The organism is Curtobacterium oceanosedimentum, from assembly GCF_040545555.1.
Lineage (GTDB): Bacteria > Actinomycetota > Actinomycetes > Actinomycetales > Microbacteriaceae > Curtobacterium.
In genome coordinates, this window is record NZ_JBEPMD010000003.1 from 280,529 (window position 1) to 305,986 (window position 25,458).

Consider the following 25,458-nt stretch of genomic DNA (forward strand, 5'->3'; position numbering starts at 1 on the left):
CGGCCGCAACGGCCACCGGAACCGGAACGGCCGCAGCGCCCGGCCAGGCTGCCATGACGGCCGCACCACACCCCACCGAGAACCGACAGGACCATGACCGACCTCACCGCGACCCCGCCCCTCGTCCTGCTGCCCGCCGTCGACGTCGTCGACGGTCAGGCCGTCCGCCTCACCCAGGGCGAGGCCGGCAGCGAGACCTCGTACGGCGATCCCGTCGCCGCGGCCCGCACCTGGCGCGACCAGGGTGCGGAGTGGATCCACCTCGTCGACCTGGACGCAGCATTCGGGCGCGGGGACAACCGTGCGGTGATCGCGAAGGCGATCCGTGAGGTCGAGGGTGTCTCCGTCGAGCTCTCCGGCGGCATCCGCGACGACGCGTCGCTCGAGGCGGCGCTCGCCACCGGGGCGGCCCGCGTGAACCTCGGGACCGCCGCGCTCGAGAAGCCCGAGTGGGCGGCGCGCGTGATCGGCGAGTACGGCGAGCAGATCGCGGTCGGCCTCGACGTGCGCGGCACGACCCTGGCGAGCCGCGGCTGGACCGAGGACGCCGGTGACCTCTGGGAGGTGCTCGACCGGCTCGAGGCCGCCGGGTGCGCCCGCTACGTCGTGACCGACGTGACGAAGGACGGCACCCTGCAGGGGCCGAACGTCGACCTGCTCCGCGAGGTCTGCGACCGCACCGACCAGCCCGTGGTGGCCTCCGGCGGCATCTCGACGCTCGACGACCTCCGTGCGCTGCGCGAGCTCGTGCCGCACGGCCTCGAGGGCGCGATCATCGGCAAGGCCCTGTACTCCGGCGCGTTCACGCTGCCGGCCGCTCTCGACATCGCGTCCGAGTAGTCGTCGTGGCGGGCATCTCGAACGGCCGCGGGACCGGGCCCGACGCTCCGGAGCCCGGCGCGCACGACGACGCCCACACTCCGGGCGGTGCCGCGGACTCGGCGGGCAACCCGTGGGCCGGGCGGACGTTCGACGCCCACGACGACGCCTACGCCGACGACGACGGCCTGGCGGACCCGGCGCTCGTCGCGGCGATCTCCGCCCTGCAGCAGGGCGGGTCGCAGCGCGCGGTCGTCGAGGCCCTGCGCGGCGCACGGCTGCTCATCCCGCTCGTCGCCGAGGCCGGTGACGTCGGGCACACCCCCGAGGGCAAGCTCGTCGACAAGACCCAGGAGCTGTCGATCGTCACGGTCGCCGGTCCGGACGGGCGCAGTGTGATGCCCGCTTTCACCTCGGCCGAGGCCATGCGGTCGTGGGACGCCACCGCCCGACCGGTGCCGGCGGACTCGCGACGCGTCGCGATGGCCGCGGCGAGCGAGGAGACGCAGCTCGTCGTGCTCGACCCGACCGCACCGACCGAGTTCGTGCTCCGTCGCCCGGCGGTGTGGGCGATCGGGCAGGACCTGCCGTGGACCCCGTGCTTCGAGGACGCCGAGGTCGGGCAGGCGTTCGCCGCGTCGGTCGTCGAGGAGCCCGCCGTGGCGCGCGTCGAGCTGTCGCCGGGCGACCCGCTCGGGCGCTTCGCCGGTGCGGAGCTGACGGTCGGGCTGGCGCTGCACCCGGGGCTCGACCAGGCCGCGGTGCAGGCGCTCGTCGGACGGCTGCAGCAGCGGTGGACGGCGGACGCCGTCATCGCGGACCGGGTGGACAGCATGCGCGTCGCGCTGCGGCCCGCCTGACGCACGACCGACCGGGCGGCCGGGAGGCGCGGTGCAGCCCCGTCCCGTCCGCTGCGGTCCGCGCGGCGGTGCGACCCGGGCCGCTGGCGCCACGCCGGTACGATGACCGGGTGAGCACGAACCCGACGACCACCCCCGGCACCGCGCAGACCCCGGTCGGCCCCACCGGTCGGCCCGTCCGGCAGTTCCCGGAACCCGCGCCGCTCGACGGCCACGGCCCGGCTCGCATCATCGCGCTCTGCAACCAGAAGGGCGGCGTCGGCAAGACCACGACGTCGATCAACCTCGGCGCCGCGCTCGCCGAGTACGGCCGCAAGGTCCTCGCGGTCGACTTCGACCCGCAGGGCGCCCTGTCCGCCGGACTCGGGGTCCGCACCCACGACGTCCCCACCGTCTACGACCTGCTGATGGGTTCCGTGAAGGACCCCCGCGAGGTCATCCGCCAGACGAACGTGCCGCTGCTCGACGTCATCCCGGCGAACATCGACCTGTCCGCCGCCGAGGTCCACCTCGTCAACGAGGTCGCCCGCGAGCAGATCCTGGCGAGCGTCCTGCGCAAGGTCTCGAACGACTACGACCTCATCCTGGTCGACTGCCAGCCCTCCCTCGGCCTGCTCACGGTCAACGCCCTGACGGCGGCGCACGGCGTGCTCATCCCGCTCGAGTGCGAGTTCTTCGCGCTGCGCGGTGTGGCGCTGCTGATCGAGACGATCGACAAGGTGCGGGACCGGTTGAACCCGGCACTGCGGCTCGACGGCATCCTGGCGACGATGTACGACTCGCGCACGCTGCACTCCCGCGAGGTCATGGAGCGCGTCGTGGAGACGTTCGACGACAACGTGCTCGACACGGTGATCAGCCGGACGGTGAAGTTCCCGGACGCCACGGTGTCGGCGCGGCCCATCACGCAGACGGCGCCGGAGCATGCCGCGGCGCACGCCTACCGCGCGCTCGCCAGGGAGCTCGTCGAGCGTGGCGCCGTCGCCTGACCCGGCACCGACGTCGGCTGACACGCCGCCGCCGCCGGGCACCGCGGCCGCGCCCGGGTTCCGGGTCCGGCTGCGGAACTTCGACGGGCCGTTCGACCTGCTGCTCTCGCTCATCACGAAGCACGAGCTCGACATCACCGAGGTGTCGCTCGGCGCGGTCACGGGGGAGTTCATCCAGTACGTGCGGCAGGCCGAGTCCGCCGACGAGCTCGACGAGGCCAGCGAGTTCCTCGTCGTCGCCGCCACCCTGCTCGACCTGAAGATCGCCGGACTCCTGCCGCAAGGCGAGCTCGTCGACGCCGAGGACGTGGCACTGCTCGAGGCCCGCGACCTGCTCTTCGCGCGCCTCCTGCAGTACCGGGCGTTCAAGCAGGCCGCGGAGTGGTTCGGGGAGCAGTGGCAGCAGGAGTCCCGCCGGCACGTCCGCCGCGTCCGGCTCGAGGAACGGTTCCGCGCCCGCACCCCGGAGCTCGTCTGGACCCTCTCGGTGCAGGACTTCGCCGCCATCGCGACGCTGGCCTTCGCGCCGCGGGAGATCCCCACCGTGGGGCTGGACCACCTGCACGCCCCCCTCGTGAGCATCCGGGAGCAGGCCGCGATCGTCGTCTCGATCCTCCGCACCCGGGCCGACGAGGACGTGTCGTTCCGCGAGCTGGTCGCCGGCGTCGCGGAGACGGGTATCGTTGTGGCTCGCTTCCTGGCGATCCTGGAGCTGTACCGGAACGCGTCGATCTCGTTCGAGCAGTTCGAACCGCTGGGGGAGCTGACACTCCGCTGGACCGCCGAGGACTGGTCCGACGAGAGCCTCGCGAACCTGGGAGCCGACTATGACGGATGACGCACGCGCCGCCGCGTCGAGCGCCGAACCCGGGGGAGCAGACGAGGTCGCCGACGCCCGCGCGATCGAGCAGGAGCTGCACGCCGAGCACACCGCCCACCCGGACCTGCCCGTCGACCGGCAGCTCGAGGCCATCCTGATGATCGCCGACGAGCCGCAGTCGCTCGTCTCGCTCGGTGCCGCGGTGGGTGCGCCCGTGCCCGCCGTGCGTCAGGCGATCGAGCGACTCGTGGCCGACTTCGACGGCGTCGACGGCACGGTCCGCCGTGGCTTCGAGCTCCGCGAGGTCGGCGGCGGCTGGCGGTTCTACGTGCGGCGCGAGCTCGACGACGTCGTCGAGCAGTTCGTCGAGGCGGAACGTCCGGCCCGGCTCTCGCAGGCCGCGCTCGAGACCCTCGCGGTGGTCGCCTACAAGCAGCCGATCACCCGCTCGCAGATCGCCTCGATCCGGGCGGTGAACGTCGACGGCGTCGTCCGGACGCTCGTCGCGCGCGGCCTCATCGAGGAGTCGTTCACCGACGCCGAGACCGGCGCGATCAACTACGTCACGTCCGACCTGCTGCTCCAGCAGCTCGGCATCAACTCGCTCGACGAACTGCCGCTGATCTCGCCTCTCCTGGAGGACGGCGCGGACGGTTTCGGGCACAACGAAGGGATCCCCGATGGCCGCGTTTGAGGACGAACGACGAGGTGGGTCCCGAGGGGGATCCGACGGACGCTCCGGCGGGTACGGTCGCGGCTCCGACCGGTCCGGCTCCGGTCGGACCGGAGGCGCTGGGCGCGATCGCGACGCCGGCTCCGGCCGCGCGGGTGGCCGGTCGGGCGACGACCGCGGCGGCTACCGCGGACGCGAGGAGCGGCCGGCAGGTGGCGGCGACCGCGGTGGGTACCGCGGGCGTGACGATCGCGCCGGTGGTGATCGCGGCGGGTACCGCGGCGGCTCGGACCGCTCGGACCAGGGCGGGTACCGGGGGCGTGACGACCGGTCCGGTGGCGACCGCGGTGGGTACCGGGGGCGTGACGACCGGTCCGGTGGCGAGCGCGGTGGGTACCGCGGCGGCTCGGACCAGGGCGGCTACCGGGGGCGTGACGACCGGTCCGGTGGCGAGCGCGGTGGCGAGCGCGGTGGCTACCGCGGCGGCTCGGTCCAGGGCGGCTACCGGGGGCGTGACGACCGTGCCGGTGGCGAGCGCGGCGGCGAACGCGGTGGGTACCGAGGGCGCGACGACCGGTCCGGTGGCGACCGTGGTGGCTACCGCGGCGGCTCGGACCAGGGCGGGTACCGCGGTCGTGACGACCGATCCGGTGACCGTGGTGGGTACCGCGGGCGGGACGACCGTTCCGGTGCTGACCGTGGCGGGTACCGCGGGAGGGACGAACGATCCGGTGGTGACCGCGGCCGCTTCGTGAGCCGCGACGCCGACCAGCGAAGCAACGACCGCGGCGGGTTCGTCCGTCGGGAGGACGACCGCTCCGGTGGGTACCGCGGCCGCGATGACCGGTCCGGTGGCGAGCGCGGTGGGTACCGCGGTCGCGATGACCGGTCCGGTGGCGAGCGCGGTGGGTACCGCGGCCGTGACGACCGGTCCGGTGGCGAGCGCGGTGGGTACCGCGGGCGTGACGACCGGTCCGGTGGCGAGCGCGGTGGGTACCGCGGGCGTGACGAACGCCCCGGTGGCGAGCGTGGTGAGTACCGCGGGCGCGAGGACGACCGCCGCGGCGCAGACCGTCGTGACGCCGGTCGCCGACCGGACCGCGGTGCCGATCGGCGCGACGACCGCCGTGACCCCGCACGGGAGGACCGCCGCGCCCCCGACGGCCGACCGAGCACCGTCTGGCACAACGGCCGCCGCTACGTCGGCGGCACGACCACCGCACGCAACGGTGACCGGCCGGGCACGGGTGGCCGCGGACGCATCCCGAGCGGCAGCGAGCGCGGGACGACGCCGCGGCCGGAGGGCGCGCGTGACGACCACGGCATCCCCGTCGAGGGCACGCCCGAGCGGCCCATCATCCCGGACTGGGACGCGGACGAGGCGGGGTCGCGTGCCGGGGGTGCGCCGAGCCTCCAGGCCGACGGTGAGCGGCTGCAGAAGGTGATCGCCGCTGCGGGCGTGGCGTCCCGACGGGTCGCGGAGAACCTGATCGTCGAGGGGCGCGTCACGGTGAACGGCGAGGTCGTCGAGGCCCTCGGACGCCGTGTCGACCCCGAGACCGACCAGATCGCGGTGGACGGCGTGCCGGTGCAGGTCGACAGCTCACGGCGGTACGTGCTGCTCAACAAGCCCGTCGGGATCGTGTCGAGCCTGCAGGACGAACGCGGTCGACGCGACCTGTCGGAGTTCGTCGACCGGTACGAGGAACGCCTGTTCAACGTCGGTCGGCTCGACGCCGAGACGTCGGGGCTGCTCCTGCTGACGAACGACGGCGACCTGGCCCACGTGCTGGCCCACCCGTCGTTCGGCGTGACGAAGACCTACATCGCCAAGGTCGCGGGCAACGTGAACCCGGCGACCGTGCAGCGGCTGCTCGAGGGCGTGGAGCTCGAGGACGGTCCGATCGCCGCCGACAAGGTGCGACTGCTCGAGTCCGCCCGCGGCGAGTCCCTGGTCGAGATCACCCTGCACTCGGGGCGCAACCGGATCGTGCGACGCATGCTCGACGCGGTCGACCACCCGGTGCTCGAGCTCGTGCGTCGGTCGTTCGGGCCGCTGCAGCTCGGATCGCTGCCGATCGGCAGGGTGCGGGAGCTCTCCACCGTCGAGCTCGGTGGACTCCTGCGCATCGCCCGTGAGGCGAAGGCTCCTGCACAGGGCGACACCGACGAGGAGACTGCCGACTGACGCTCGGTAGGCTGGAGCCCGTGACCGACGCCCCCGCCCCGCTCGCTGAACCGGACATCGACCGGCGGCTGCGCGGACCCGTGCGGGTCGTCGGTGCCGGGCTGCTCGGAGCGTCGATCGGGCTCGCCCTCCGCGAGAAGGGCGTCGACGTCGTGCTCGACGACGTCTCGCCGGCCGCGCTGGCGCTCGCCGTCGACTACGGCGCTGGCCGACGCCCGGCCGAGGGCGACGAGCCGGAACTCGTCGTGGTGGCGGTCCCGCCGGACGTGGTGGCGACGGTCGTCGAGCGCGAGCTCGCGGCCCACCCGCGCGCGGTCGTCACCGACGTGGCGAGCGTGAAGACCGGACCGCTCGAACGACTGCTGGCGTCGGGTGCCGACGTCAGCCGGTACATCGGCTCGCACCCGATGGCCGGTCGCGAGCGCAGCGGACCGACCGCGGCCCGGGCCGACCTGTTCGTCGGCCGCCCGTGGGTGATCGCCGGTCACGACGCGATCTCCTACCAGCGTGCCGCCGTGGTCGAGGACCTCGCGCTCGACGTCGGTGCGACCGTCGTCCCGATGGAGCCGCAGTCGCACGACCTCGCCGTCGCGTACGTGTCGCACGCGCCGCAGCTCGTGTCGACCCTGATGGCCGCGCGGCTGCAGGAGGCCCCCGACGGGTCGCTCGACCTGGCGGGCGGGGGTGTCCGTGACGTGACACGCATCGCCGCCAGCGACCCGGGCCTCTGGGTGCAGATCATCGGGGCGAACGCCGCGAACATCCGGCCGGTGCTGGCCGACCTGCGCGACGACCTCGACCGGGTCCTCCACGCACTCGACGACCCCGACGGCCAAGGGTCGCCGCGGACGATCGCCGAGACCATCGCCGCCGGCAACCGCGGGGTCGAGCGGCTCCCCGGCAAGCACGGCACGACCAAGCGCTTCGCCCAGGTGGTCGTCCTCGTCGACGACACCCCGGGGCAGATCGCCGCGCTCCTGCAGTTCATCGGGGAGATCGGCATCAACCTCGAGGACATGCGCCTCGAGCACTCACCGGGCGCACCGATCGGCATCGTCGAGGTGTCGGTCGTCCCCGAGCAGGAACAGCGACTCGTCGAGGAACTCGAGGGGCGCGGATGGAGGATCGCAGCAGCATGGGCCTGAACGACGACACGCACGTCACGCCGAACGACTCCGGCGTCACCGGGGGTCCCCAGGGGCCCGACTCCGGTCTGCCCACCCCCACCCCGGGCGACGGTGCGGCCGGTGGCGCCGACGGCGGTGCGCTCGGCGGACCTGCCGGTGGCCTGGGTGTCCCCGGCGGGGAACCCGGCTCGACGAGCGCCCCGGTACCGTCCGGCCTGCCGCAGGGCGCGTTCGTCGCGAAGACCGTCATCGCGGTGGACGGCCCCGCCGGCAGCGGCAAGTCCAGCGTCTCGCGCGCAGCGGCCCGAGCCCTGGGCTTCGGGTACCAGGACACCGGCGCGGCCTACCGTGCTCTGGCGTGGCACGCACTGCAGCAGGGCGTCGACCTCGACGACGCCGCCGCGGTCGTCGCCAGCTGGGACACCTTCGGCTACACGATCGGCACCGACCCCGACGACTACTTCGTGCGCGTCGGCGACACCGACGTGACCGAGGCGATCCGCACCCCCGAGGTCACCGCGGCGGTCGCGCACATCGCGAAGCTGCCCGAGGTCCGCGAGAAGCTCGTCCAGCTGTTCCGGCAGGTCATGCGGAAGGCCGACGCGCAGGGCATCATCACCGAGGGACGCGACATCACCACGGTCGTCGCACCCGACGCCGAGGTCCGCATCCTGCTGACCGCCGACGAGTCGGTTAGGATGGCTCGGCGCTCGGCAGAGGTCACCACGCAGTCGGCCGCCGAGACCTCTGCCGCACTCGCCCGTCGAGACGCGGCGGACGCGAAGGTCGTCGACTTCATGAACGCCGCAGACGGTGTCACGACGCTCGACTCCACCGACCTCGACTTCGACCAGACCGTCCAGGCGGTCGTCGACCTGGCCCGAGCGGCCACGCACTGACGCACGACCGGGCGCCGTCCGGTCACCACGACCGGGTCGCCCGGTCACCACGGCCGGGGAACCGGCCCGGCCGGCACCGGCCACCGACACCGCGGCTCCGGTCGCACACGAGGAAACCCACCATGGCCCAGCAGGACAGCCACGACAACGACGACTTCCCGGAGTACGACGACGCGCTCGGCGAACGGCTCGCCGGACTCGACGACGCCGAGGCGGAGCAGCGTGCGAACGCCCTCCGCGTCGGTCTCGACGAGTACGAGCTCGACGACGAGGACGTCGCGCTCCTCGACGCCGGCGAGCTCGGCGAGGACGGCGTCCACTACCTGCCCGCGTACCCGGTGCTCGCGATCGTCGGGCGACCGAACGTCGGCAAGTCGGCGCTCGTCAACCGCATCATCGGCCGCCGCGAGGCCGTCGTGCAGGACGTCCCCGGCGTCACCCGCGACCGCGTGAGCTACAAGGCCGAGTGGAACGACAAGCGCTTCACGCTCGTCGACACCGGCGGGTGGGAGCCCGACGCCCGCGGCATCAACGCCTCGGTCGCCGCGCAGGCCGAGGTCGCGGTCGACCTCGCCGACGCCGTGCTCTTCGTCGTCGACGTCACGGTCGGCATCACCGCCACCGACGAGCACGTCGTGAAGATGCTCCGCGGGACCGACCGCCCGGTCATCGTCGTCGCGAACAAGGCCGACGACGACCGACGTGACCTCGACGCCTTCGAGCTGTGGAACCTCGGGCTCGGGGAGCCGCACCCGGTCTCCGCCCTGCACGGCCGCGGCGTCGCGGACCTGATGGACCTCATCATCAGGACGCTCCCCGACACGTCGGCCGTCGCCAAGCAGGAGGTCGGCGGACCCCGTCGCGTCGCGATCCTCGGCCGCCCGAACGTCGGCAAGAGCTCGCTGCTCAACAAGGCGGCAGGCGAGGAGCGCGTCGTCGTCAACGACCTCGCGGGCACCACCCGTGACCCGGTGGACGAGCAGATCGAGCTCGGCGGGCGCGTCTGGCGTTTCGTCGACACCGCCGGCATCCGGAAGCGCGTGCACCTGCAGCAGGGCGCGGACTTCTACGCCTCGCTCCGCACCACCGCGGCGCTCGAGAAGGCCGAGGTCGCCGTCGTCGTGCTCGACGTGACCGAGCCGATCTCGACGCAGGACCTCCGCATCATCGACCTGGTGCTCGAGTCCGGTCGGGCGCTCGTCCTGGCCTACAACAAGTGGGACCTGCTCGACGACGACCGACGTCGCTACCTCGAGCGTGAGATCGAGCAGGACCTGGCGCACGTCGCCTGGGCCCCGCGCGTCAACATCTCCGCCCGGACGGGCCGTCACCTCGAGAAGCTCGTGCCGGCGCTCGAGACCGCGCTCGAGTCGTGGGACACCCGCATCCCGACCGGCAAGGTCAACGCCTTCATCGCCGAGCTCGTGCAGGAGCACCCGCACCCGGTCCGTGGCGGCAAGCAGCCCCGCATCCTGTTCGGGACGCAGGCGTCGAGCCAGCCGCCGACGTTCGTGCTGTTCACCTCGGCGTTCCTCGACCCGCAGTACCGCCGGTTCATCACGCGTCGCCTGCGCGAGGTGTGGGGCTTCGACGGCACCCCGATCAACGTCAACATGCGGGTGCGCGAGCGCCGCAAGCGCACGTAACGGTCGGTCGACGACGTGGCACGGCGAGCACGGTTCGGATCCCTCGGGGTCCTGCTGGCGCTCGCCGTCGTCGTCTGCGCGCTCGGTGCCGCCTGGCTCGTCAGCGGGGGCGACGACGGGTCGCGGACCGGCCGTCCCACGGACCGGCCGTCCACGTCCGGTGGGGTGGACGGGTCTGAGTCGACAGACGGGTCTGAGTCGATGGTCGGCTCGGGCCCGATCGGGGTGTCGAACGCCCTCGGCGCGCCGATCCCCGGTGCTGAGGTCCGGCAAGGCGTGCCGCGGAGCGTCGAGGACTGGATCGAGCGGGTCCTCCCGGTTGCCGGCTCGGTCGCGCCCCAGGCCGACGGGGTCACCGCGACCGTCCGGATCGAGCGGACCGACGAGTCGACCGTGGCGGTACGGGTCGACGACCTGTCCACGCCGCCGGGGACGCGCGCGGTCCGACTCGTCCTGTCGCCGGACGCGATGCCCGACCGCAGCACCCTCGCGCACGCCCCGGGCGTCGTGACGGCCCCCGTCGACGAACACACGTCGGAGGGCTTCTCGCTCATCACCGACGGGTCGTCGCTCCAGGCGGACACACGTTCCGCGGCCCTGGTGGACGACGAGACCGATGAGGTGCTCGGCGTCGCACTGCTCGTCCCCACCGACTGACTCCCGCCTCGGGGACGGTGCCGGCGGCACTCCATGCCGAGCGCCGATCCGGCCGGGAGGCGTGGGTCACCGCTGTCCTGTTGCTCACGTCCCAGCGGGCGGGCCTCACCGCGTGAAGCCAGACACGCGGTGCGGGTTCGGACGGGGGCGCGGGCGGGGGACGCGGTCTCCCTTGCGAGCGGGGCCCGGCCGCGAGCCCGGCCGCGGGCGCGGGGCCGGTCGCAGGCCCAGTAGCGGATGCCGATGCGGGCGCTCACACTGGCGCACCTGCCGCCGCAGATCTCTCCGGGCCGCCGACGCGTGAATCGTGTGACCGATGGAGCAGCCGAGGCCTCGACCCCGGCCACGCCAGGGCCGACGTCGGACGACGTCGATCACCCGTACGCGCCTCCCGGACGTCCTTCCGGGAGGCGCCGGATACGGCACCATGGACGTGTGTCGCTCCCCGTCCTCGCCGACCGTCTCTGGTGTCGGCTGCACCTGGACCGCCTGGCCGGTGGTCGGCAGGCCGACTACGTGATCCGCGAGGACATGCTCGCCCACCCGGACACGGTCCGGTCCTTCCGGTGGATCCGGTGGCTGCTCGTCGCCGAGACGGCGGTCGGACTGGCGGCGATCGTCGTCGCCGTGCTGCTCACCCGCGCGGGGGAGACGGTCGCGTGGGCGGTCTGGTTCCGGGCGACCGTGGTGCTCCTCATCACGCTGACGCTCTACGTGTTCGCGTGGCGGGCGCAGCTCGGCTACTACTGGGCGTACCAGCGGCTCCGGCTGTTCAGTCGGATCTTCCCGGTCGTGACCCTCGTGGTCGCGGCGATCCCCGGGCTGTACCCGTTCTGGATGGTCATCGAGCAGATCCTGTTCTCGCTGCTGATGATCGGCATCGGGGACGTGCTGACGAGTGACCACATGCGAGCGACCTTCCCGAAGCCGGTCCGAGCGACCAGGGGACAACGGGGGCCGGGCACACCGCAGTGAACGGGAGCATCGTCGGAGCATGACGACGAACAGCCTCCCCGGTGGCACCTACGACCTCGGCGACCTCGAGGTCACCCGCTTCGGCTACGGCGCGATGCAGCTCGCCGGCCCGCACGTCTTCGGCCCACCCGCCGACCGCGACGAGGCCGTCCGGGTGCTGCGGACGGCGGTCGAGCTCGGCATCACCCACATCGACACCGCGGACTTCTACGGCCCGCACGTCACGAACGAGATCATCCGCGAAGCCCTGCACCCGTACCCGGAGCAGGTGCACATCGTCACCAAGGTCGGCTCGCGCCGCGACGACAAGGGGCAGTGGCCACCGGCGCGGAAGCCCGAGCAGCTCGTCGAGGACGTCCACGCGAACCTCGACCGCCTCGGGCTCGAACAGCTCGACGTCGTCAACCTGCGGGTCGGCGGGTTCGACGCCCCGGAGCCGGGCAGCATCGCGCCGCAGTTCGAGGCGCTCGCCGAACTCCGCCAGCAGGGGAAGATCCGCCACCTCGGACTGTCGACGGTGACGGGCGCGCAGCTCGTCGAGGCCCTGAGGATCGCGCCCGTGGTCTGTGTGCAGAACATGTACAACGTGGCGCAGCGTGGCGACGACGACCTCGTCGACCTCACCGCAGCCGAGGGCATCGCCTACGTGCCGTACTTCCCGCTCGGCGGCTTCTCGCCGATCCAGTCCGAGGCGCTGGACGCCGTCGCGGAGCGGCTGGGGGAGTCGCGGCTGTCGGTCGCCCTCGCTTGGCTGCTCCAGCGGTCGGACAACATCCTGCTCATCCCCGGCACGTCGTCCGTTGAACACCTGCGGCAGAACGTCGAGGGCGCGGGCATCACCCTGCCGGCCGACGCGATCCGCGAGCTGGACGCGATCGGCGCTGCCTGACCCGCGCGTCGCGTCCCGACGGGCCCGCTTGCCCGGTCGCGGGCGTCAGGCCACCGTGGCGAGCGCGAACGGCAGCACGGCCGACGCCCCCGCACGCCGGAGCTCCCGCCCGGCGACGGTCACGGTCCACCGGCTGTCGACCAGGTCGTCGACGAGCAGCACCGGCCCCTGGTGCGACGCCAGCGCCGCAGTCAGCGCCGGGTCCACCACGAAGGTGTCCCACACCCCGGCCAGCCGGTAGGCGCTGTTCGTCGCACCGTCCCCGCGGGGCTCCCCGCCGCTCCGTCCGAGCGTCCCGAGGAACTGCAGCCGTCCGATCGAGGCCAGCGCCTGCGCCAACGACCCGACGAGCTCCGGCCGCGACCGCGAGGACATCGCCACGACCGCGGTCGGACGCTCGGCCCACGGCCAGTCCTTCAGCGCCCGGATGCACCCGTCGACCAGCTCGCGGGACACCGGACCGTCCGGAGTCGCAGCCGAGAAGAGCGCGCGGAGCGGCCCACCCCAACCGAGGTCGGTGAGGCGCGCCACGGCCCGGCCCGGCTCGACGAGCTCACCTGCCGGGATCTTCCCCTTCACGGGGACGCCGAGCGACGACATGCCGGACGGCCACTGCGCACGGGGTGCGATCTCGACGCCGACCTTGTCGAGCGCGGCGGCCGCACCGGACGCGTCGGAGTCGGACACCGACGTCGGGTACCAGACGCCCGCGCAGTTGTCGCAGCGCCCGCAGGGCTCGGCGGACGGGTCGTCGAGGTCCTGCTGCAGCAGCTGCATACGGCACGCCGACGTCGACTCGTAGGCGAGCATCGACGCGGCCTCGGCCTCACGGGCGGCGGCGACCCGCTCGTACCGGGCGGCGTCGTACTGCCACGGCTGCCCGGTCGACACCCAGCCGCCGGCGACACGGTGCACGGCCCCGTCGACGTCGAGCACCTTGAGCAGGAGCTCGAGCGTCGATCGCTTGATGTCGACCAGGCCCTCGAGCGCGACGGTCGACATCGCCGTGTCGGTGGAGAGCGCGCCGAGCACGGCGGAGGCGCGGGCCTCGGTCGGCATCGATGCGCTCGCGAAGTACTGCCAGATCTCGCGGTCCTCGCGCCCGGGCAGCAGCAGCACGTCGGCGTTGTCGGTCGCACGCCCGGCGCGGCCGATCTGCTGGTAGTAGGCGACGGGCGACGAGGGCGCGCCGACGTGCACGACGAACCCGAGGTCCGGCTTGTCGAAGCCCATCCCGAGCGCACTCGTGGCGACGAGCGCCTTGAGCTCGTTGCCCTTGAGCTGCTGCTCGAGCTGCTCGCGTTCCTCGGTGTCGGTCCGTCCGGTGTAGGCGCGGACGGCGTACCCGTTCTCGCGCAGGAGCCGGGCGATGTCCTCGGCCCCGGACACGGTCAGCGTGTAGATGATGCCGCTGCCGGGCAGGTCGCCCAGGTGCGCGAGCAGCCACCCGAGTCGCTGCCGGGCGTCCGGCAGGGTGAGGACACCGAGCCGGAGCGACGCCCGCGCCAGGGAGCCGCGGATCGTGAAGACGGGGGCGTCCGGACCCGCGGTGAGCTGCTCGGCGACGTCCTCGACCACGCGCTCGTTCGCGGTCGCCGTCGTCGCGAGCACGGGGACGCCCTGGGGGAGCGAGCGGATGAGCTCGGCGAGCCGGCGGTAGTCCGGGCGGAAGTCGTGACCCCAGTCGGAGATGCAGTGCGCTTCGTCGACGACGAGCATGCCCATCCGTGCGATCAGCGTCGGCAGCTGCTCGTCGCGGAACCGCGGGTTGTTGAGCCGCTCGGGGGAGACGAGGAGCACGTCCACCTCGTCCCGCGCCAGGGCTGCCTGCGTGTCCGCCCACTCGTGGGCGTTCGCGGAGTTGATCGACACCGCACGGACGCCGGCCCGCGCGGCCGCGGCGACCTGGTCGCGCATCAGGGCGAGCAGCGGCGACACCAGCACGGTCGGCCCGCCCCCGCGCCGGCGCAGCAGCAGGGTCGCGAGGAAGTACACGGCCGACTTGCCCCACCCGGTGCGCTGCACAACGAGGGCGCGCTGCCGGTGTTCGACCAGGGCCGAGATCGCCTCGAGCTGCCCGGGGTGGAAGACCGCGTCCGGACGCCCCGTCAGGGCGGCCAGGGCCGCCTGCGCCTCCGCAGCGATCTCGGCGGACGGCGGAGCCGCCGTGGGAGCAGGCGAGCCGACGGACGAACCGACACCGAGACCAGACATGCCCCCATGCTGTCAGCACCCGCCGACGGAACGCGCCCCGTCCCTCCAGGCTGTGGACGAGAAGGCCGCTACTGGTACGTGATGAGCGACGGTGTCGGCTGCACGTCCGCCATCGTCTGCTCCGGCGACAGCATCGGAGCGTCCTCGTCGAAGAAGTTCTTCCACCCCCAGTGCACGCCCTCCGGCGCGTCCTGGTGCAGTGCCTTCCACGTCGCCTGCTTGTCGGGCTGCGAGCCCTGCCCGTCGACGTGGATGAGCACGTCGAGCTCCGGGTGCGACTCGAGCGACGAGCGGTCCTGGATCATCGACAGCCGGAACTGGTGCAGCACGAACGCCTTCGGCGGCAGGCCCTTCGACCGCACCAGGTCGGCGAGCCACGCCGAGACCTCGTTCACCTCGGACGCCGAGACACTCCCGATCTGCTTCAAGGGCACCTGGTCAGCGGTCAGCCGCCACTCCGGGTCGAGCGCGAGCCACACGTTCGGCTTCGCCAGCAGCGCCTCGTACCGCTTCGCCTGGGACAGGAAGTCCGACCGCCCCGGCTGCAGGTCGAGGATGACCGGCATCCCGGCGTCGGTCGCCGCGTCGACGTAGGGCTCCAGGGTCGACGCCGGCAGCTCGGTGGAGTAGTCGCCGTCCGCCCCGGCGTCCCCGGCAGCGACGGTCGCGATGACCTCCATCGCCGGCGTCACCGGCTCGTCGCCGAGCCCGTCGTACTCCTTCGCCATGCCCTCGGCGCGACGCACGGTCGCCGCCGGGTCCTGCTCGCCCAGCACGCCGAGCACCGGCGCGCCGGGAGCGCCGTACAGCGCGACGTAGCGGTGTCCGTCGAAGGGGCGCTGCCCGCCGTGCGGCAGCTGCCAGCCGCTCTCCGCTGCCCGGACCGTCCACTCCGGGTCCGGCAGGTCACCGAACGCCGACCCGACCAGCACGGTCGGGTGCTCCGCGCGGTCGTGCAGCGTGGACACGACGTCCGGGGCGGCAGCCGGGTCGGTCACGCCGTCCGGCATCGCGACCACGCGGGCGCCGGCTGCCTCCGCCGTCGCCACGGCCGCGGCATCCGCCCGCCGGTCCGCCACGACCACGGTCGCCGGACGGGAGGCGTCGGTCGCCTCGGGCGCGTCGGCACCCTCCGGCGCGTCCTGCTCGGGCACGTCGGTGTCGACCGACACGTCGCCCTCGGCCTGGTACCAGTCGGCCCCGAGCCGGCGGAGCTCGCCGGCCACCCGGTCGCCGCCGTCCGCCAACAGCAGCGGCACGTGGGCGGCCGTCGCGGCGCTCGCCGCGTCTCCGATCGCCTCCGCGTCGGAGGCGGACGCCACGACCGCACCGGGAGCCGATGCGAAGAGCGCACGACTCGCGGCGACGGACCGCGCCGATGGGTCCGACTGCGCCACGAGGGCCACCGAGTCGGCGGACGAGCGCGTCAGCTCCGCGACCGTCGGGGAGTCGTCGTGGGCGGTGCAGCCGGCGGCACCGAGCAGGAGCCCGGAGACCGACAGCGCGAGCAGGACACGGGTTGGACGAGCGGAACGCATCCGATCCACCCTACGAGGGAGCGTCACGACACCCTGTGAACGCGACAGGTGTCGTCTCGTAGACAGGGTGCATGCCAGCTGCGCCGGACGACCACCCGACGATCGGGGCGGTGGTCGCCCCCGAGGTGCACTGCGCGACCCTCAACCTGAGACGCCGGGTACCGCACGCACCCGGTCACCCGGACGCGTGGGAACCTCGCCGCGACGCCGTCGTCGCGCTCGTCACCAGTGAGCAACCGACGGTGCTGGCCGTCCAGGAGGCACTGCCCACCCAGACCGCGGACCTCACCGCCCGTCTCGGGTCGCGCTGGGAGCCCGTGGTCGTCGGCCGCGGCGCGCGCGGCGGTGGCGAGGCGGTCGGGCTGTTCCTCGATCGGGAGCGCCTCGACGTCGTCGAGCGGCGCACCTGGGCGCTGTCCCGCACGCCGTCACGTCCCGGTTCCCGGTCGTGGGCGACCGCCTTCCCGCGGCACGCCGTCGGCGCCGTCGTCGCGGACCGCTCGACGGGGCTCCGGTTCCTGGCCGTCGCGACCCACCTCGACGTCGCGTCGCCGTGGGCACGGCTGCGCGGCGCGCAGCTGCTCGGGCGGATCGTCCGCGAGCGCGGGCTGCCGGCCGTCGTCATGGCCGACTGGAACTGCCCGGCCGGATCGGCGCCGTGGCGCGCACTGGCGGAGGCGGGGGTCGTGGACAGCTGGGGGCGAGCCTCCAGACAGGTGGGGGAGGCGTACGGGACGTACCCGCACTACCGGGCGCCGCGTGTCGGCGGCCGGCGGATCGACGGGGTGCTCGTCACCGAGGACGCCGTCGTCGAGCAGGTCGCGGTGAACGTCCGCCGACCGGGCGGCGTCTGGCCCTCCGACCACGCGGCCGTGCACGCGGTCGTGCGGTGGGCCTCGTGATGCGCTCGCTCGGGCTGACCTTCCTGCGCCGGCGGTTCCTGCCGGCCGACGTGGTGCGGGTCCTGACGCTCCTCAGCATCCCCGTCGCGACGATCGGCTGGGGGAGCACCTCGTTCGCGGTGATGTCGCTCGCGCTGTTCGGGGTCGTCCTGCCGCGGATGCTCGGACTCCGGCCCGCGTTCGACCTGGCGGTCTGCGTGCTGGTGCTGGTCGCCGGGTGGTCGAGCGCCCTCGAGTGGTACACCTCGGTGTTCCTCTGGGACAAGCTGATCCACGTCGTGCTGACCGGGCTGCTCGCGGCACTGCTCGCCGTGATCGCCGCGGACCTCCGGCTCGTGCCGCACGCACCGGACGCCGGGCGCGTGACCGTGTCGCTCCTGGTGTTCACCCTCGGGCTCGCGATCGGGTCCGTGTGGGAGATGTGCGAGTGGCTCGGGCACAACTACGTCGACTCGAAGATCTACGTCGGGTACGACGACACGATCGGCGACCTGGCGGCGGACGGGCTCGGCGGGCTGCTCGTGGGGCTGGTGCTGCCGTGGCTGGCGGCCGAGCGGGACGTGGTGCAGCCGCCGCCGCGCTCGCCGCAGGACTGACGGTCCGGCCCTGCCGGTCGCTCCCGTAGAGGTGGCGACGCGCCGTGGCGCGAGCAGGGTCCGGCGTCCGCTATGCTTGACGGGCTGCTCGCGCTCCGGTCGGACGCGGGTGGTGGGACACCGGCAACGGGGTTCCGAGCCCCTCGGGGCTCAGAGCTCGTGAGAGCTCACGGGCTGTGGCGCAGCTTGGTAGCGCACTTGACTGGGGGTCAAGGGGTCGCAGGTTCAAATCCTGTCAGCCCGACCGGAGGGGCGAGCGATCGTCTCAAGAACCGTTCAGAACGAAGCAGCCCACCGAGGATCTCGGTGGGCTGCTTCGTTCTCCGCGGGTCGTGCTGGGGCACCCGACGTCGCCCGTCCGCGTCACGGAGGGCGGACGCGGTTCCTGATCGTTGGCCGGTCATCTCGGAGATCGTCTCCGTCCGACGGCGGACGGGCGCATACTGCAGGGACCGGAGATCACGTGCACGTCGTCGACGTCCGCCTTGTGCCTCTCCCGCGCAGACAGGGGCCTCCCATGGCCACGTCCCGTTTCCTCCGCCGTACCGCGTTCGCGCTGACCGGCATCGGCCTCGCCGCGTCGATGGCGGTGATGTCGACCTCCGCCGCGTCGGCGGCGACCGTGATCGACGGCCCGGTGAACCTCGGCACCGCGTCGACGTACGGCGTCCTCGGCGCGAGCGCCGTGACGAACACCGGCCCGTCTGTCGTCAACGGTGACCTGGGGCTCTCTCCCGGCACCTCGATCACCGGCTTCGGCGGTGCGCCGAACGGCAGCGTCACCGGCACCACGCACCAGACCGACGCCGCAGCGGCGCAGGCACAACGTGACACGACGACGGCGTACGACGTCGCTGCCTCGTTGTCCCCGACGCAGACCGGCCTCACCGAGCTGAACGGCCTCTCGCTCTCACCCGGCGTGTACTCCGGCGGGGCGCTGCAGCTCGCGGACAACGGTGCGCTGACCCTGGCCGGCACCGCGGACTCGTTGTGGGTGTTCCAGGCCGCATCGACGCTGACCATCGGATCGGCGAGCCGGATCACGATCACCGGTGGTGCGAGTTCGTGCAACGTGTTCTGGCAGGTCGGGAGCTCGGCCACCATCGGCACGGGCGCGCAGTTCCGGGGGACCGTGCTGGCGCAGCAGTCCGTCACCGCCACCACCGGTGCCACCGTCGTCGGGCGCCTCCTCGCCCGCACCGGCGCCGTGACCCTGGACACGAACACGATCACCGCTCCGACCGGCTGTCCTGCCCCGGGAACACCGTCCGAGGCGACCGCGCCGGTGATCACCTCCGGTGCACCCACCACGGCAACCGCCGGGACGCCGTACTCGTACACGGTGACCGCGACGGGTACCCCGACCCCGACCTACACAGCGACCGGGCTCCCCGCAGGCCTGACGATCGACAGCACCAGCGGGGTCATCTCCGGCACCCCGACCACCCCCGCCACGTCCACGGTGACGATCACCGCGTCGAACGGCACACCGCCCGCTGACGTGCAGACCGTGACGATCACCGTGCGACCGGCCGCCACCGCGACTCCGACGCCCACCGCGACGCCGTCGTCCGCCGCGACCCCGCCCGCCGCGACCCCGTCCGCCCCCGCCAGCACGCCCTCCGGAACCGCGGCGGCTGTCCGCGGGAACACCCCGACCGGTGAGCTGGCGTTCACCGGGAGCGACCCGGCGCTTCCCCTCGGCATCGCCGCAGCGCTCCTGACGGCGGGTACCGCGCTCACGTTGGTCCTCCGGTACCGCCGTCGCACGAGCCGCGTCTGACGCTTCCACCCCGGCACGCGCCGGTGTGGCGGTCAGGTCAGCGCATCGGGCGCGGGCCGTCCTGCCGCACCGGCGACGAGGTCGTCGAGGTCGAGCGATCCGTCAGCCACGGCTGCGGCAACGTCGCTGAGCTTGCGCTGCGTGGTCCGCGCGTACCGGCGGAGGACCTCACGGGCAGTGTCCACGTCGACGGAGAGCGCCCGGGCGACGTAGCCCTTGGCCTGTTCGACGGGGACCTTCGCGTCGAGCGCGTGCTGCAGCTGGGCAGCGGTCACCGTGGCGTCCGTCATCGTGCGCTGCTGCAGGATGCTGATCGTCGCAACGTCCGCGAGGGCCTGCGCGGCGCGGGCGTCGGCGCCGTTCAACGCTCCTGCCTGCTCACGGAACAGGTTCAACGACCCGATCGTCTCGTCGCGCAGCCGCATCGGGATGGCGTGAACGCTGCGGTACCCGTGGTCCTTCGACGCCGCCGCGAACCGAGGCCATCGTGCGGTCAGCGAACCGACGTCCTCCGACGTCACCAGCTCCCCGGACGTCACTGCGGTGATGCACGGCCCCTCGCCTGCGTTCAGCTGCAGCAAGCCGATGAAGCCACTGCGTTCGCTCGTGGACGCCGCAACCTCGAGGACACCGTCCTGGTTCAGCAGGTGGATGGCACCGGCGGCGGCGTCGAACAGCTCCACCGAGCGATCGACGAGGGTCTGCAGCACGTCGAGGACGTCGTAGTCGGCGACGAGGTTGTCGGTCAGGGCCACGAAGGTGTCGACCAATCGCGTCTCGCGGGTGTCGGTCATCAGCAGGGAGACTCCTTCACGAACACCACCGTAGTGGGCGGTGCGGACGCGGCAGGGCAGTCGTCGACGCGCGCGATCGTCCGGCGACTTGCACGGCACGCTCCACTCGTCCTAGCGTTGTCCACGAGCTGCCCCTGACCCCGGTCGCCGGAACATCCCTCGTTCCGTTGCATCCCGGGAGGTCCAGACATGGCGCAACACCGAAGCCCGCAGGCACCTGCGTCGACACGGCGTTCCGCCGCGCCGACGATCCGTCCGCGCACCAGCGAACCGGCAGCGGTACCGCCGCAGATACGCAGGACACACGTCGGCACCCCGAGGACGAACGACCGACCGCTCGACCCGGGACAGCCGCGGAACTGACGCTGCCGGAACACACGAAAGGAACACCGTGACCGCCGAGAACACCATGGCCGGCCACTTCCGCCCGACGGGCCCCACCCCCGGTGGCGCCCGGACCGGAGGCACCTCCACCTACTCGGCGCTGCTCGCGCAGGTGAAGGAGAACGGCCTGCTCCGACGGCGCACCGGCTTCTACTGGTCCCTCTTCGGCAGCCTGGTCGCCGGCCTCGCACTCGCCTGGGTGGCGTTCGCGTTCCTCGGTGACTCGTGGTTCCAGTTGATCGTGGCGGGAGCGCTCGGTGTGCTGTTCACGCAGTTCGCGTTCCTGTCGCACGAGGCTGCGCATCGTCAGGTGTTCGCGTCGCAGAAGTGGAACGACCATGCCGGCCGGTGGCTCGGCACGTTCCTGGTGGGTTTGAGCTACTCGTGGTGGATGAACAAGCACACCCGTCACCACGGCAACCCGAACACGGTCGGGAAGGACCCGGACATCGCTCCGGACGGCATCCGTTTCCTGCCGGAGGACGCCGCGGCGGCGAAGGGCCCGTTGATGCGGACCTTCCTGCGGTTCCAGGGGTGGCTGTTCTTCCCGCTGCTCACGCTCGAGGGGCTCAACCTGCACCGGTACGCGGTGATGTCGATCGTCACGGGCTCCGGCACGAAGGCCGACGTGCGGCACCGCTGGCTCGAGGGCGGCCTGCTCGTCGCCCGGTTCGGCATCTACCTGACGGTCGTGTTCTGGTTCCTGCCGTTCGGGATGGCGTGCGCGTTCCTCGGTGTGCAGCTGGCGGTGTTCGGCGTGATGATGGGCGCCTCGTTCGCGCCGAACCACAAGGGGATGCCGACGATCGCGCACGATGCGAAGGTCGACTTCTTCTCGCGGCAGGTGCGGACCTCGCGCAACATCCGGGGCGGTTGGTGGGTGTCCTTCCTGATGGGTGGGCTGAACTACCAGGTGGAGCACCACCTGTTCCCGTCGATGCCGCGTCCGGCGCTGAAGCAGGCCCGTCTGTTGGTGCGGGACCACTGCGACACCCTGGACGTTCCGTACACGGAGACGACGCTGCTGCGCTCGTACGGGATCGTCGTGCGGTACCTCAACCGGGTCGGGCTCGCCGCCCGCGACCCGTTCGCCTGCCCGCTCGTCACCGAGCTCCGCATCCACTGACCACCACCCGTGACAGGAAGTACCTCCATGAAGACCGTCATCGTCCTCCTCACCCTCTGGCTGATCCTCGCCGTCGTCGGCTTCGCACTGAAGGGCCTGCTCTGGCTCGCGATCATCGGCATCGTCCTGTTCGTCGGAACCGTGGTCTTCGGGGCCGTCCGACGCTCCGGGAACACGGCCGAGCGCACCGACTGAGCGGGCCGACCAGTGCAGGACCCCGCACGGCGGCGGACCGCAGCCGTCGTCATCAACCCGGTCAAGACCGACCCGGAGCGCCTGCGCGCCCTCGTGGACGCGGAGGCAGCCCGCAACGGATGGGCACCCGCCCGTTGGTTCGAGACCGCCGCCGACGACGACGGCCGCGCCGCTGCACGTGCAGCCGTCCAGGCCCGTCCGGACGTCGTCCTCGTCGCCGGCGGTGACGGGACCCTCCGTGTCGTCGCCGAGGAACTCCGCGGTACAGGTGTCCCGGTCGCGCTCGTCCCCAGCGGGACCGGGAACCTGTTCGCCCGGAACCTCGGTCTCACTCGCAACGACGTCGGAGGCGCCGTGCACAACGCGTTCACCGGTACCGACCGGCCGATCGACGTCGGGCTCGCCGAACTGACCGACGCCGACGACTCGACCACCACACATGCGTTCCTCGTCATGGCTGGTGTCGGACTCGACGCGAGCATGGCGGCGGACACGAACGCCTGGGTCAAGAAGCGCTTCGGGTGGGTCGCGTACTCGGACCCGATCGCCAGGTCGATCGTCGGGAACCGCCACATCGCCGTCCGCTACGCCCTCGACGACGGCCCGACCCGGACGATGCACGCGCACACCGTCATCGTCGGCAACTGCGGCACCCTCACTGCCGGCGTGCTCCTCCTGCCGCGCGCCGAGCCCGACGACGGCATCCTCGACGCCGTCGCGTTCCGGCCGAACGGCTGGTTCGGCTGGACGAAGATCGGCTCCACCCTCACGCTCAACCGCTTCTTCTCCCGCACCCGGTTCGGGCGGCTGCTCGCCCGCTTCCTCCCTCGTTCCCGGGCACTGCCGACCACCCGTGCGCGGAGCATCCGTCTCGAGCTCGACGAACCGGAGCAGATCCAGCTCGACGGAGATCCGTTCGGTCGTGTGACCGCCGTGACACTGACCACGCACCGCCACGGGTTGACGCTCCGCGCCTGACCGCGACGCCAGCGCAGGTGGTCCTCGGCGCCCCCTCGACAGCCGCAGGCGTGGGCGCAGCCGCGGGCGCACGGCGGATCGCCGCCGGTCGCCGGACGGGAGGCCCGACGCGCCGCCGCCACGCGCCTCCCGTCCGTCACCGAGTGCGTTTCCCGGACGTGCGCGCGCCGTCCAGGCGTTCTCCCGGTTCCGTGACCTACGGTCGCTGGAAGCGCGGATGCGTGAACTCTCCGGATCGGTCGAAGGATCGCTCACCACAGAAGGTCGGTCCTCGATGACGACCACCCCGCTCGCCCCCGGTTTCACCCGGACCCGTCCCGGTCCCGGCAGCCGCAACGGCACGTCGACCTACTCCGCGCTGCTGGCGCAGGTGAAGGAGAACGGCCTGCTCCGACGGCGCACCGGCTTCTACTGGTCCCTCTTCGGCAGCCTGGTCGCCGGGCTCGCACTCGCCTGGGTCGCGTTCGCGTTCCTCGGTGACTCGTGGTTCCAGCTGATCGTGGCGGGGGCGCTCGGCGTGATCTTCACGCAGTTCGCGTTCCTGTCGCACGAGGCCGCGCACCGTCAGGTGTTCGCGTCGCAGAAGTGGAACGACCATGCCGGCCGGTGGCTCGGCACGTTCCTGGTGGGCTTGAGCTACTCGTGGTGGATGAACAAGCACACCCGCCACCACGGCAACCCGAACACCGTCGGGAAGGACCCGGACATCGCCCCGGACGGCATCCGTTTCCTGCCGGAGGACGCCGCGGCGGCGAAGGGCCCGCTGATGCGGACCTTCCTGCGGTTCCAGGGGTGGCTGTTCTTCCCGCTGCTCACGCTCGAGGGGCTCAACCTGCACCGGTACGCCGTGATGTCGATCGTCACGGGCTCCGGCACCAAGGCCGACGTGCGGCACCGCTGGCTCGAGGGCGGCCTGCTCGTCGCCCGGTTCGGCATCTACCTGACGGTCGTGTTCTGGTTCCTGCCGTTCGGGATGGCGTGCGCGTTCCTCGGCGTTCAGCTGGCAGTGTTCGGCGTGATGATGGGTGCCTCGTTCGCGCCGAACCACAAGGGCATGCCGACGATCGCGCACGATGCCAAGGTCGACTTCTTCTCGCGGCAGGTGCGGACCTCGCGCAACATCCGGGGCGGATGGTGGGTGTCCTTCCTGATGGGTGGGCTCAACTACCAGGTGGAGCACCACCTGTTCCCGTCGATGCCGCGTCCGGCGCTGAAGCAGGCCCGCCTGTTGGTGCGGGACCACTGCGACACCCTCGACGTGCCCTACACGGAGACGACGCTGCTGCGCTCCTACGGGATCGTCGTCCGGTACCTCAACCGGGTCGGGCTCGCCGCCCGCGACCCCTTCGCCTGCCCGATGGTCGCGCAGCTCCGCATCCACTGACACGACCCACGACGCAGTCCCCGGACGGGAGGCGCGACACCGGACCGGTGGCGCGCCTCCCGTCCGTCGTCTGCGTGCGGCTGCGTCGACGGGCAGCTGCGTCGATGTGCGGCTGCGTCGACGTGCGGCTGGCGGACGGAGCGCACCGGCGCTGTCCGGTTGCGCACCGCAACGTCCGCACCGAACTGCGTTCGGGGTACAAGAAGGGCCCGCAGTGCCCGTTTCCTGGGGAAACGCCCGATGTGGAACGGGGGACGTGACGAACCTCGGTGTCAGCTCGTCTCATCCGTGAACAGCAACCGCTGGGAACGAGTCCCGGCGGGCCTTCGAAGGGAGCATCCAATGGCTGACACCACCACCACCTCGACGACTCCGGCGACCGCTTCGGCGGCGTCGCGTTCGGCGGGCCAGAACGGTTCGGGTACTGCGGGCAAGACCACGATCGACGACACGGTCGTGTCGAAGGTCGCCGGCATCGCCGCGCGTGAGGTCAACGGCGTGCACTCGCTGGGCGGCGGCGCTGCCCGTGCGATCGGTGCGCTGCGCGACGCGATCGGTCAGCGTGACCACGGGCAGGGCGTCAAGGTCGAGGTCGGCGAGAAGCAGGTCGCGGCGGACATCACCATCGTCGCGGAGTACCCGGTGTCGCTGCAGCAGGTCGCGGACGGTGTCCGTTCGTCGGTCGCTCGTGCGCTGGAGCAGATCGTCGGTATGGAGGTCGCCGAGGTCAACGTGACCGTCCAGGACGTCTTCATCCCGGGTGACGACGACGACAACGACGACAAGAAGGAGTCCCGCGTTGAGTAACACACTCGTCGGCGCGCTGATCGGCGCCATCCTCGCCGTCGTGGCACTGCAGTTCGGGTTCTGGGGCTTCGTCCTGGTGGTCGTGTTCGGTCTGATCGGCGCCCTCGTGGCCGCGATCGTGACGGGCAAGATCGATCGTGGTGCCCTGACCGACGTGCTGACCGGACGCCGGAGCTCCCGGTGAGCGCCGGCCCGGTAGGAGTCGACGCGACTGC

24 protein-coding genes and 1 tRNA gene are annotated in these 25,458 nt (G+C 72.4%); 22 read left to right on the forward strand and 3 right to left on the reverse strand.

Features of this window, described 5'->3' with window-relative positions; translation table 11 throughout:
* The first annotated feature begins 93 nt into the window (after positions 1–93).
* The 12 genes from priA to ABIC52_RS05120 all read left to right on the forward strand — a co-directional run bounded on the left by priA (position 94) and on the right by ABIC52_RS05120 (position 12,542).
* Positions 94–840, forward strand: coding sequence for a bifunctional 1-(5-phosphoribosyl)-5-((5-phosphoribosylamino)methylideneamino)imidazole-4-carboxamide isomerase/phosphoribosylanthranilate isomerase PriA (gene priA / locus ABIC52_RS05065; protein WP_126890317.1), 747 nt, complete (start codon positions 94–96; stop codon positions 838–840).
* 5 nt (positions 841–845) lie between these two features.
* Positions 846–1,679, forward strand: a complete 834-nt coding sequence (locus tag ABIC52_RS05070) for an SseB family protein (RefSeq protein WP_209678048.1) — start codon at positions 846–848, stop codon at positions 1,677–1,679.
* Between the two features lie 110 nt (positions 1,680–1,789).
* On the forward strand, positions 1,790–2,668 hold the full coding sequence (locus tag ABIC52_RS05075) for a ParA family protein (protein ID WP_126890319.1): 879 nt from the start codon (positions 1,790–1,792) through the stop codon (positions 2,666–2,668).
* Positions 2,652–3,506 (forward strand): segregation and condensation protein A, encoded by an 855-nt coding sequence (locus tag ABIC52_RS05080; RefSeq protein ID WP_435526065.1) that lies wholly within the window; start codon positions 2,652–2,654, stop codon positions 3,504–3,506. The genes ABIC52_RS05075 and ABIC52_RS05080 overlap by 17 nt, the downstream gene beginning before the upstream one ends.
* Entirely contained in the window at positions 3,496–4,182 is a 687-nt protein-coding gene (gene scpB, locus ABIC52_RS05085) for an SMC-Scp complex subunit ScpB (protein WP_126890321.1), read from the forward strand. Before ABIC52_RS05080 ends, scpB begins: the two co-directional genes overlap by 11 nt.
* 1,411 nt (positions 4,183–5,593) lie before the next feature.
* Positions 5,594–6,349 carry a pseudouridine synthase gene (locus tag ABIC52_RS05090; RefSeq protein ID WP_250366648.1) on the forward strand — a complete coding sequence of 252 codons (756 nt, stop codon included), beginning with the start codon at positions 5,594–5,596 and terminating at the stop codon, positions 6,347–6,349.
* A gap of 20 nt (positions 6,350–6,369) precedes the next feature.
* Complete coding sequence (locus ABIC52_RS05095) at positions 6,370–7,494, forward strand: prephenate dehydrogenase (RefSeq protein WP_354026780.1); 1,125 nt, start codon at positions 6,370–6,372, stop codon at positions 7,492–7,494.
* Between the two features lie 197 nt (positions 7,495–7,691).
* A complete protein-coding gene (gene cmk, locus ABIC52_RS05100; RefSeq protein WP_354026793.1) occupies positions 7,692–8,375 on the forward strand; it encodes a (d)CMP kinase in 684 nt (227 codons plus the stop codon).
* Between the two features lie 122 nt (positions 8,376–8,497).
* The gene (gene der / locus ABIC52_RS05105; protein ID WP_354026781.1) at positions 8,498–10,021 is read left to right on the forward strand and encodes a ribosome biogenesis GTPase Der; all 1,524 of its coding nucleotides are present in this window, start codon (positions 8,498–8,500) and stop codon (positions 10,019–10,021) included.
* Between the two features lie 201 nt (positions 10,022–10,222).
* Positions 10,223–10,678 (forward strand): hypothetical protein, encoded by a 456-nt coding sequence (locus ABIC52_RS05110; RefSeq protein ID WP_354026782.1) that lies wholly within the window; start codon positions 10,223–10,225, stop codon positions 10,676–10,678.
* A gap of 435 nt (positions 10,679–11,113) precedes the next feature.
* Positions 11,114–11,653 (forward strand): hypothetical protein, encoded by a 540-nt coding sequence (locus tag ABIC52_RS05115; RefSeq protein WP_250366628.1) that lies wholly within the window; start codon positions 11,114–11,116, stop codon positions 11,651–11,653.
* Between the two features lie 19 nt (positions 11,654–11,672).
* Positions 11,673–12,542 (forward strand): oxidoreductase, encoded by an 870-nt coding sequence (locus ABIC52_RS05120; RefSeq protein ID WP_354026783.1) that lies wholly within the window; start codon positions 11,673–11,675, stop codon positions 12,540–12,542.
* A 45-nt stretch (positions 12,543–12,587) separates the two neighbouring features.
* On the opposite strand, the gene ABIC52_RS05125 is transcribed toward ABIC52_RS05120, so the two are convergent.
* Positions 12,588–14,756, reverse strand: coding sequence for a RecQ family ATP-dependent DNA helicase (locus ABIC52_RS05125; protein ID WP_354026784.1), 2,169 nt, complete (start codon positions 14,754–14,756; stop codon positions 12,588–12,590).
* A gap of 68 nt (positions 14,757–14,824) precedes the next feature.
* Positions 14,825–16,294: a hypothetical protein gene (locus ABIC52_RS05130; RefSeq protein ID WP_354026785.1), complete on the reverse strand. Its 1,470-nt coding sequence runs from the start codon at positions 16,292–16,294 to the stop codon at positions 14,825–14,827.
* A 71-nt stretch (positions 16,295–16,365) separates the two neighbouring features.
* On the opposite strand from ABIC52_RS05130, the gene ABIC52_RS05135 reads away from it, so the two are divergent.
* The 4 genes from ABIC52_RS05135 to ABIC52_RS05150 all read left to right on the forward strand — a co-directional run bounded on the left by ABIC52_RS05135 (position 16,366) and on the right by ABIC52_RS05150 (position 19,575).
* Positions 16,366–17,196 (forward strand): endonuclease/exonuclease/phosphatase family protein, encoded by an 831-nt coding sequence (locus ABIC52_RS05135; protein ID WP_354026786.1) that lies wholly within the window; start codon positions 16,366–16,368, stop codon positions 17,194–17,196.
* Complete coding sequence (locus ABIC52_RS05140) at positions 17,196–17,792, forward strand: DUF2238 domain-containing protein (RefSeq protein ID WP_494337754.1); 597 nt, start codon at positions 17,196–17,198, stop codon at positions 17,790–17,792. Before ABIC52_RS05135 ends, ABIC52_RS05140 begins: the two co-directional genes overlap by 1 nt.
* Positions 17,793–17,962: 170 nt before the next feature.
* Positions 17,963–18,036: transfer RNA gene (locus ABIC52_RS05145), tRNA-Pro, on the forward strand.
* Between the two features lie 273 nt (positions 18,037–18,309).
* On the forward strand, positions 18,310–19,575 hold the full coding sequence (locus ABIC52_RS05150) for an ice-binding family protein (protein ID WP_354026787.1): 1,266 nt from the start codon (positions 18,310–18,312) through the stop codon (positions 19,573–19,575).
* Positions 19,576–19,607: 32 nt separating this feature from the next.
* Here ABIC52_RS05150 and ABIC52_RS05155 read toward each other — a convergent pair whose 3' ends face one another.
* Complete coding sequence (locus ABIC52_RS05155) at positions 19,608–20,369, reverse strand: GAF and ANTAR domain-containing protein (RefSeq protein ID WP_126891824.1); 762 nt, start codon at positions 20,367–20,369, stop codon at positions 19,608–19,610.
* Positions 20,370–20,778: 409 nt separating this feature from the next.
* On the opposite strand from ABIC52_RS05155, the gene ABIC52_RS05160 reads away from it, so the two are divergent.
* The 6 genes from ABIC52_RS05160 (at position 20,779) to ABIC52_RS05185 (ending at position 25,427) form a co-directional block, all read left to right on the forward strand.
* Positions 20,779–21,879 (forward strand): fatty acid desaturase family protein, encoded by a 1,101-nt coding sequence (locus tag ABIC52_RS05160; protein WP_354026794.1) that lies wholly within the window; start codon positions 20,779–20,781, stop codon positions 21,877–21,879.
* 27 nt (positions 21,880–21,906) lie between these two features.
* Positions 21,907–22,074, forward strand: a complete 168-nt coding sequence (locus ABIC52_RS05165; RefSeq protein WP_174234735.1) for a hypothetical protein — start codon at positions 21,907–21,909, stop codon at positions 22,072–22,074.
* 12 nt (positions 22,075–22,086) lie between these two features.
* Positions 22,087–23,052, forward strand: a complete 966-nt coding sequence (locus ABIC52_RS05170; RefSeq protein WP_354026788.1) for a diacylglycerol/lipid kinase family protein — start codon at positions 22,087–22,089, stop codon at positions 23,050–23,052.
* A 274-nt stretch (positions 23,053–23,326) separates the two neighbouring features.
* Positions 23,327–24,436 carry a fatty acid desaturase family protein gene (locus ABIC52_RS05175; RefSeq protein ID WP_354026789.1) on the forward strand — a complete coding sequence of 370 codons (1,110 nt, stop codon included), beginning with the start codon at positions 23,327–23,329 and terminating at the stop codon, positions 24,434–24,436.
* A 342-nt stretch (positions 24,437–24,778) separates the two neighbouring features.
* On the forward strand, positions 24,779–25,243 hold the full coding sequence (locus ABIC52_RS05180; protein WP_354026790.1) for an Asp23/Gls24 family envelope stress response protein: 465 nt from the start codon (positions 24,779–24,781) through the stop codon (positions 25,241–25,243).
* On the forward strand, positions 25,236–25,427 hold the full coding sequence (locus ABIC52_RS05185; protein ID WP_354026791.1) for a DUF2273 domain-containing protein: 192 nt from the start codon (positions 25,236–25,238) through the stop codon (positions 25,425–25,427). The genes ABIC52_RS05180 and ABIC52_RS05185 overlap by 8 nt, the downstream gene beginning before the upstream one ends.
* The last annotated feature ends 31 nt before the right edge of the window (positions 25,428–25,458 follow it).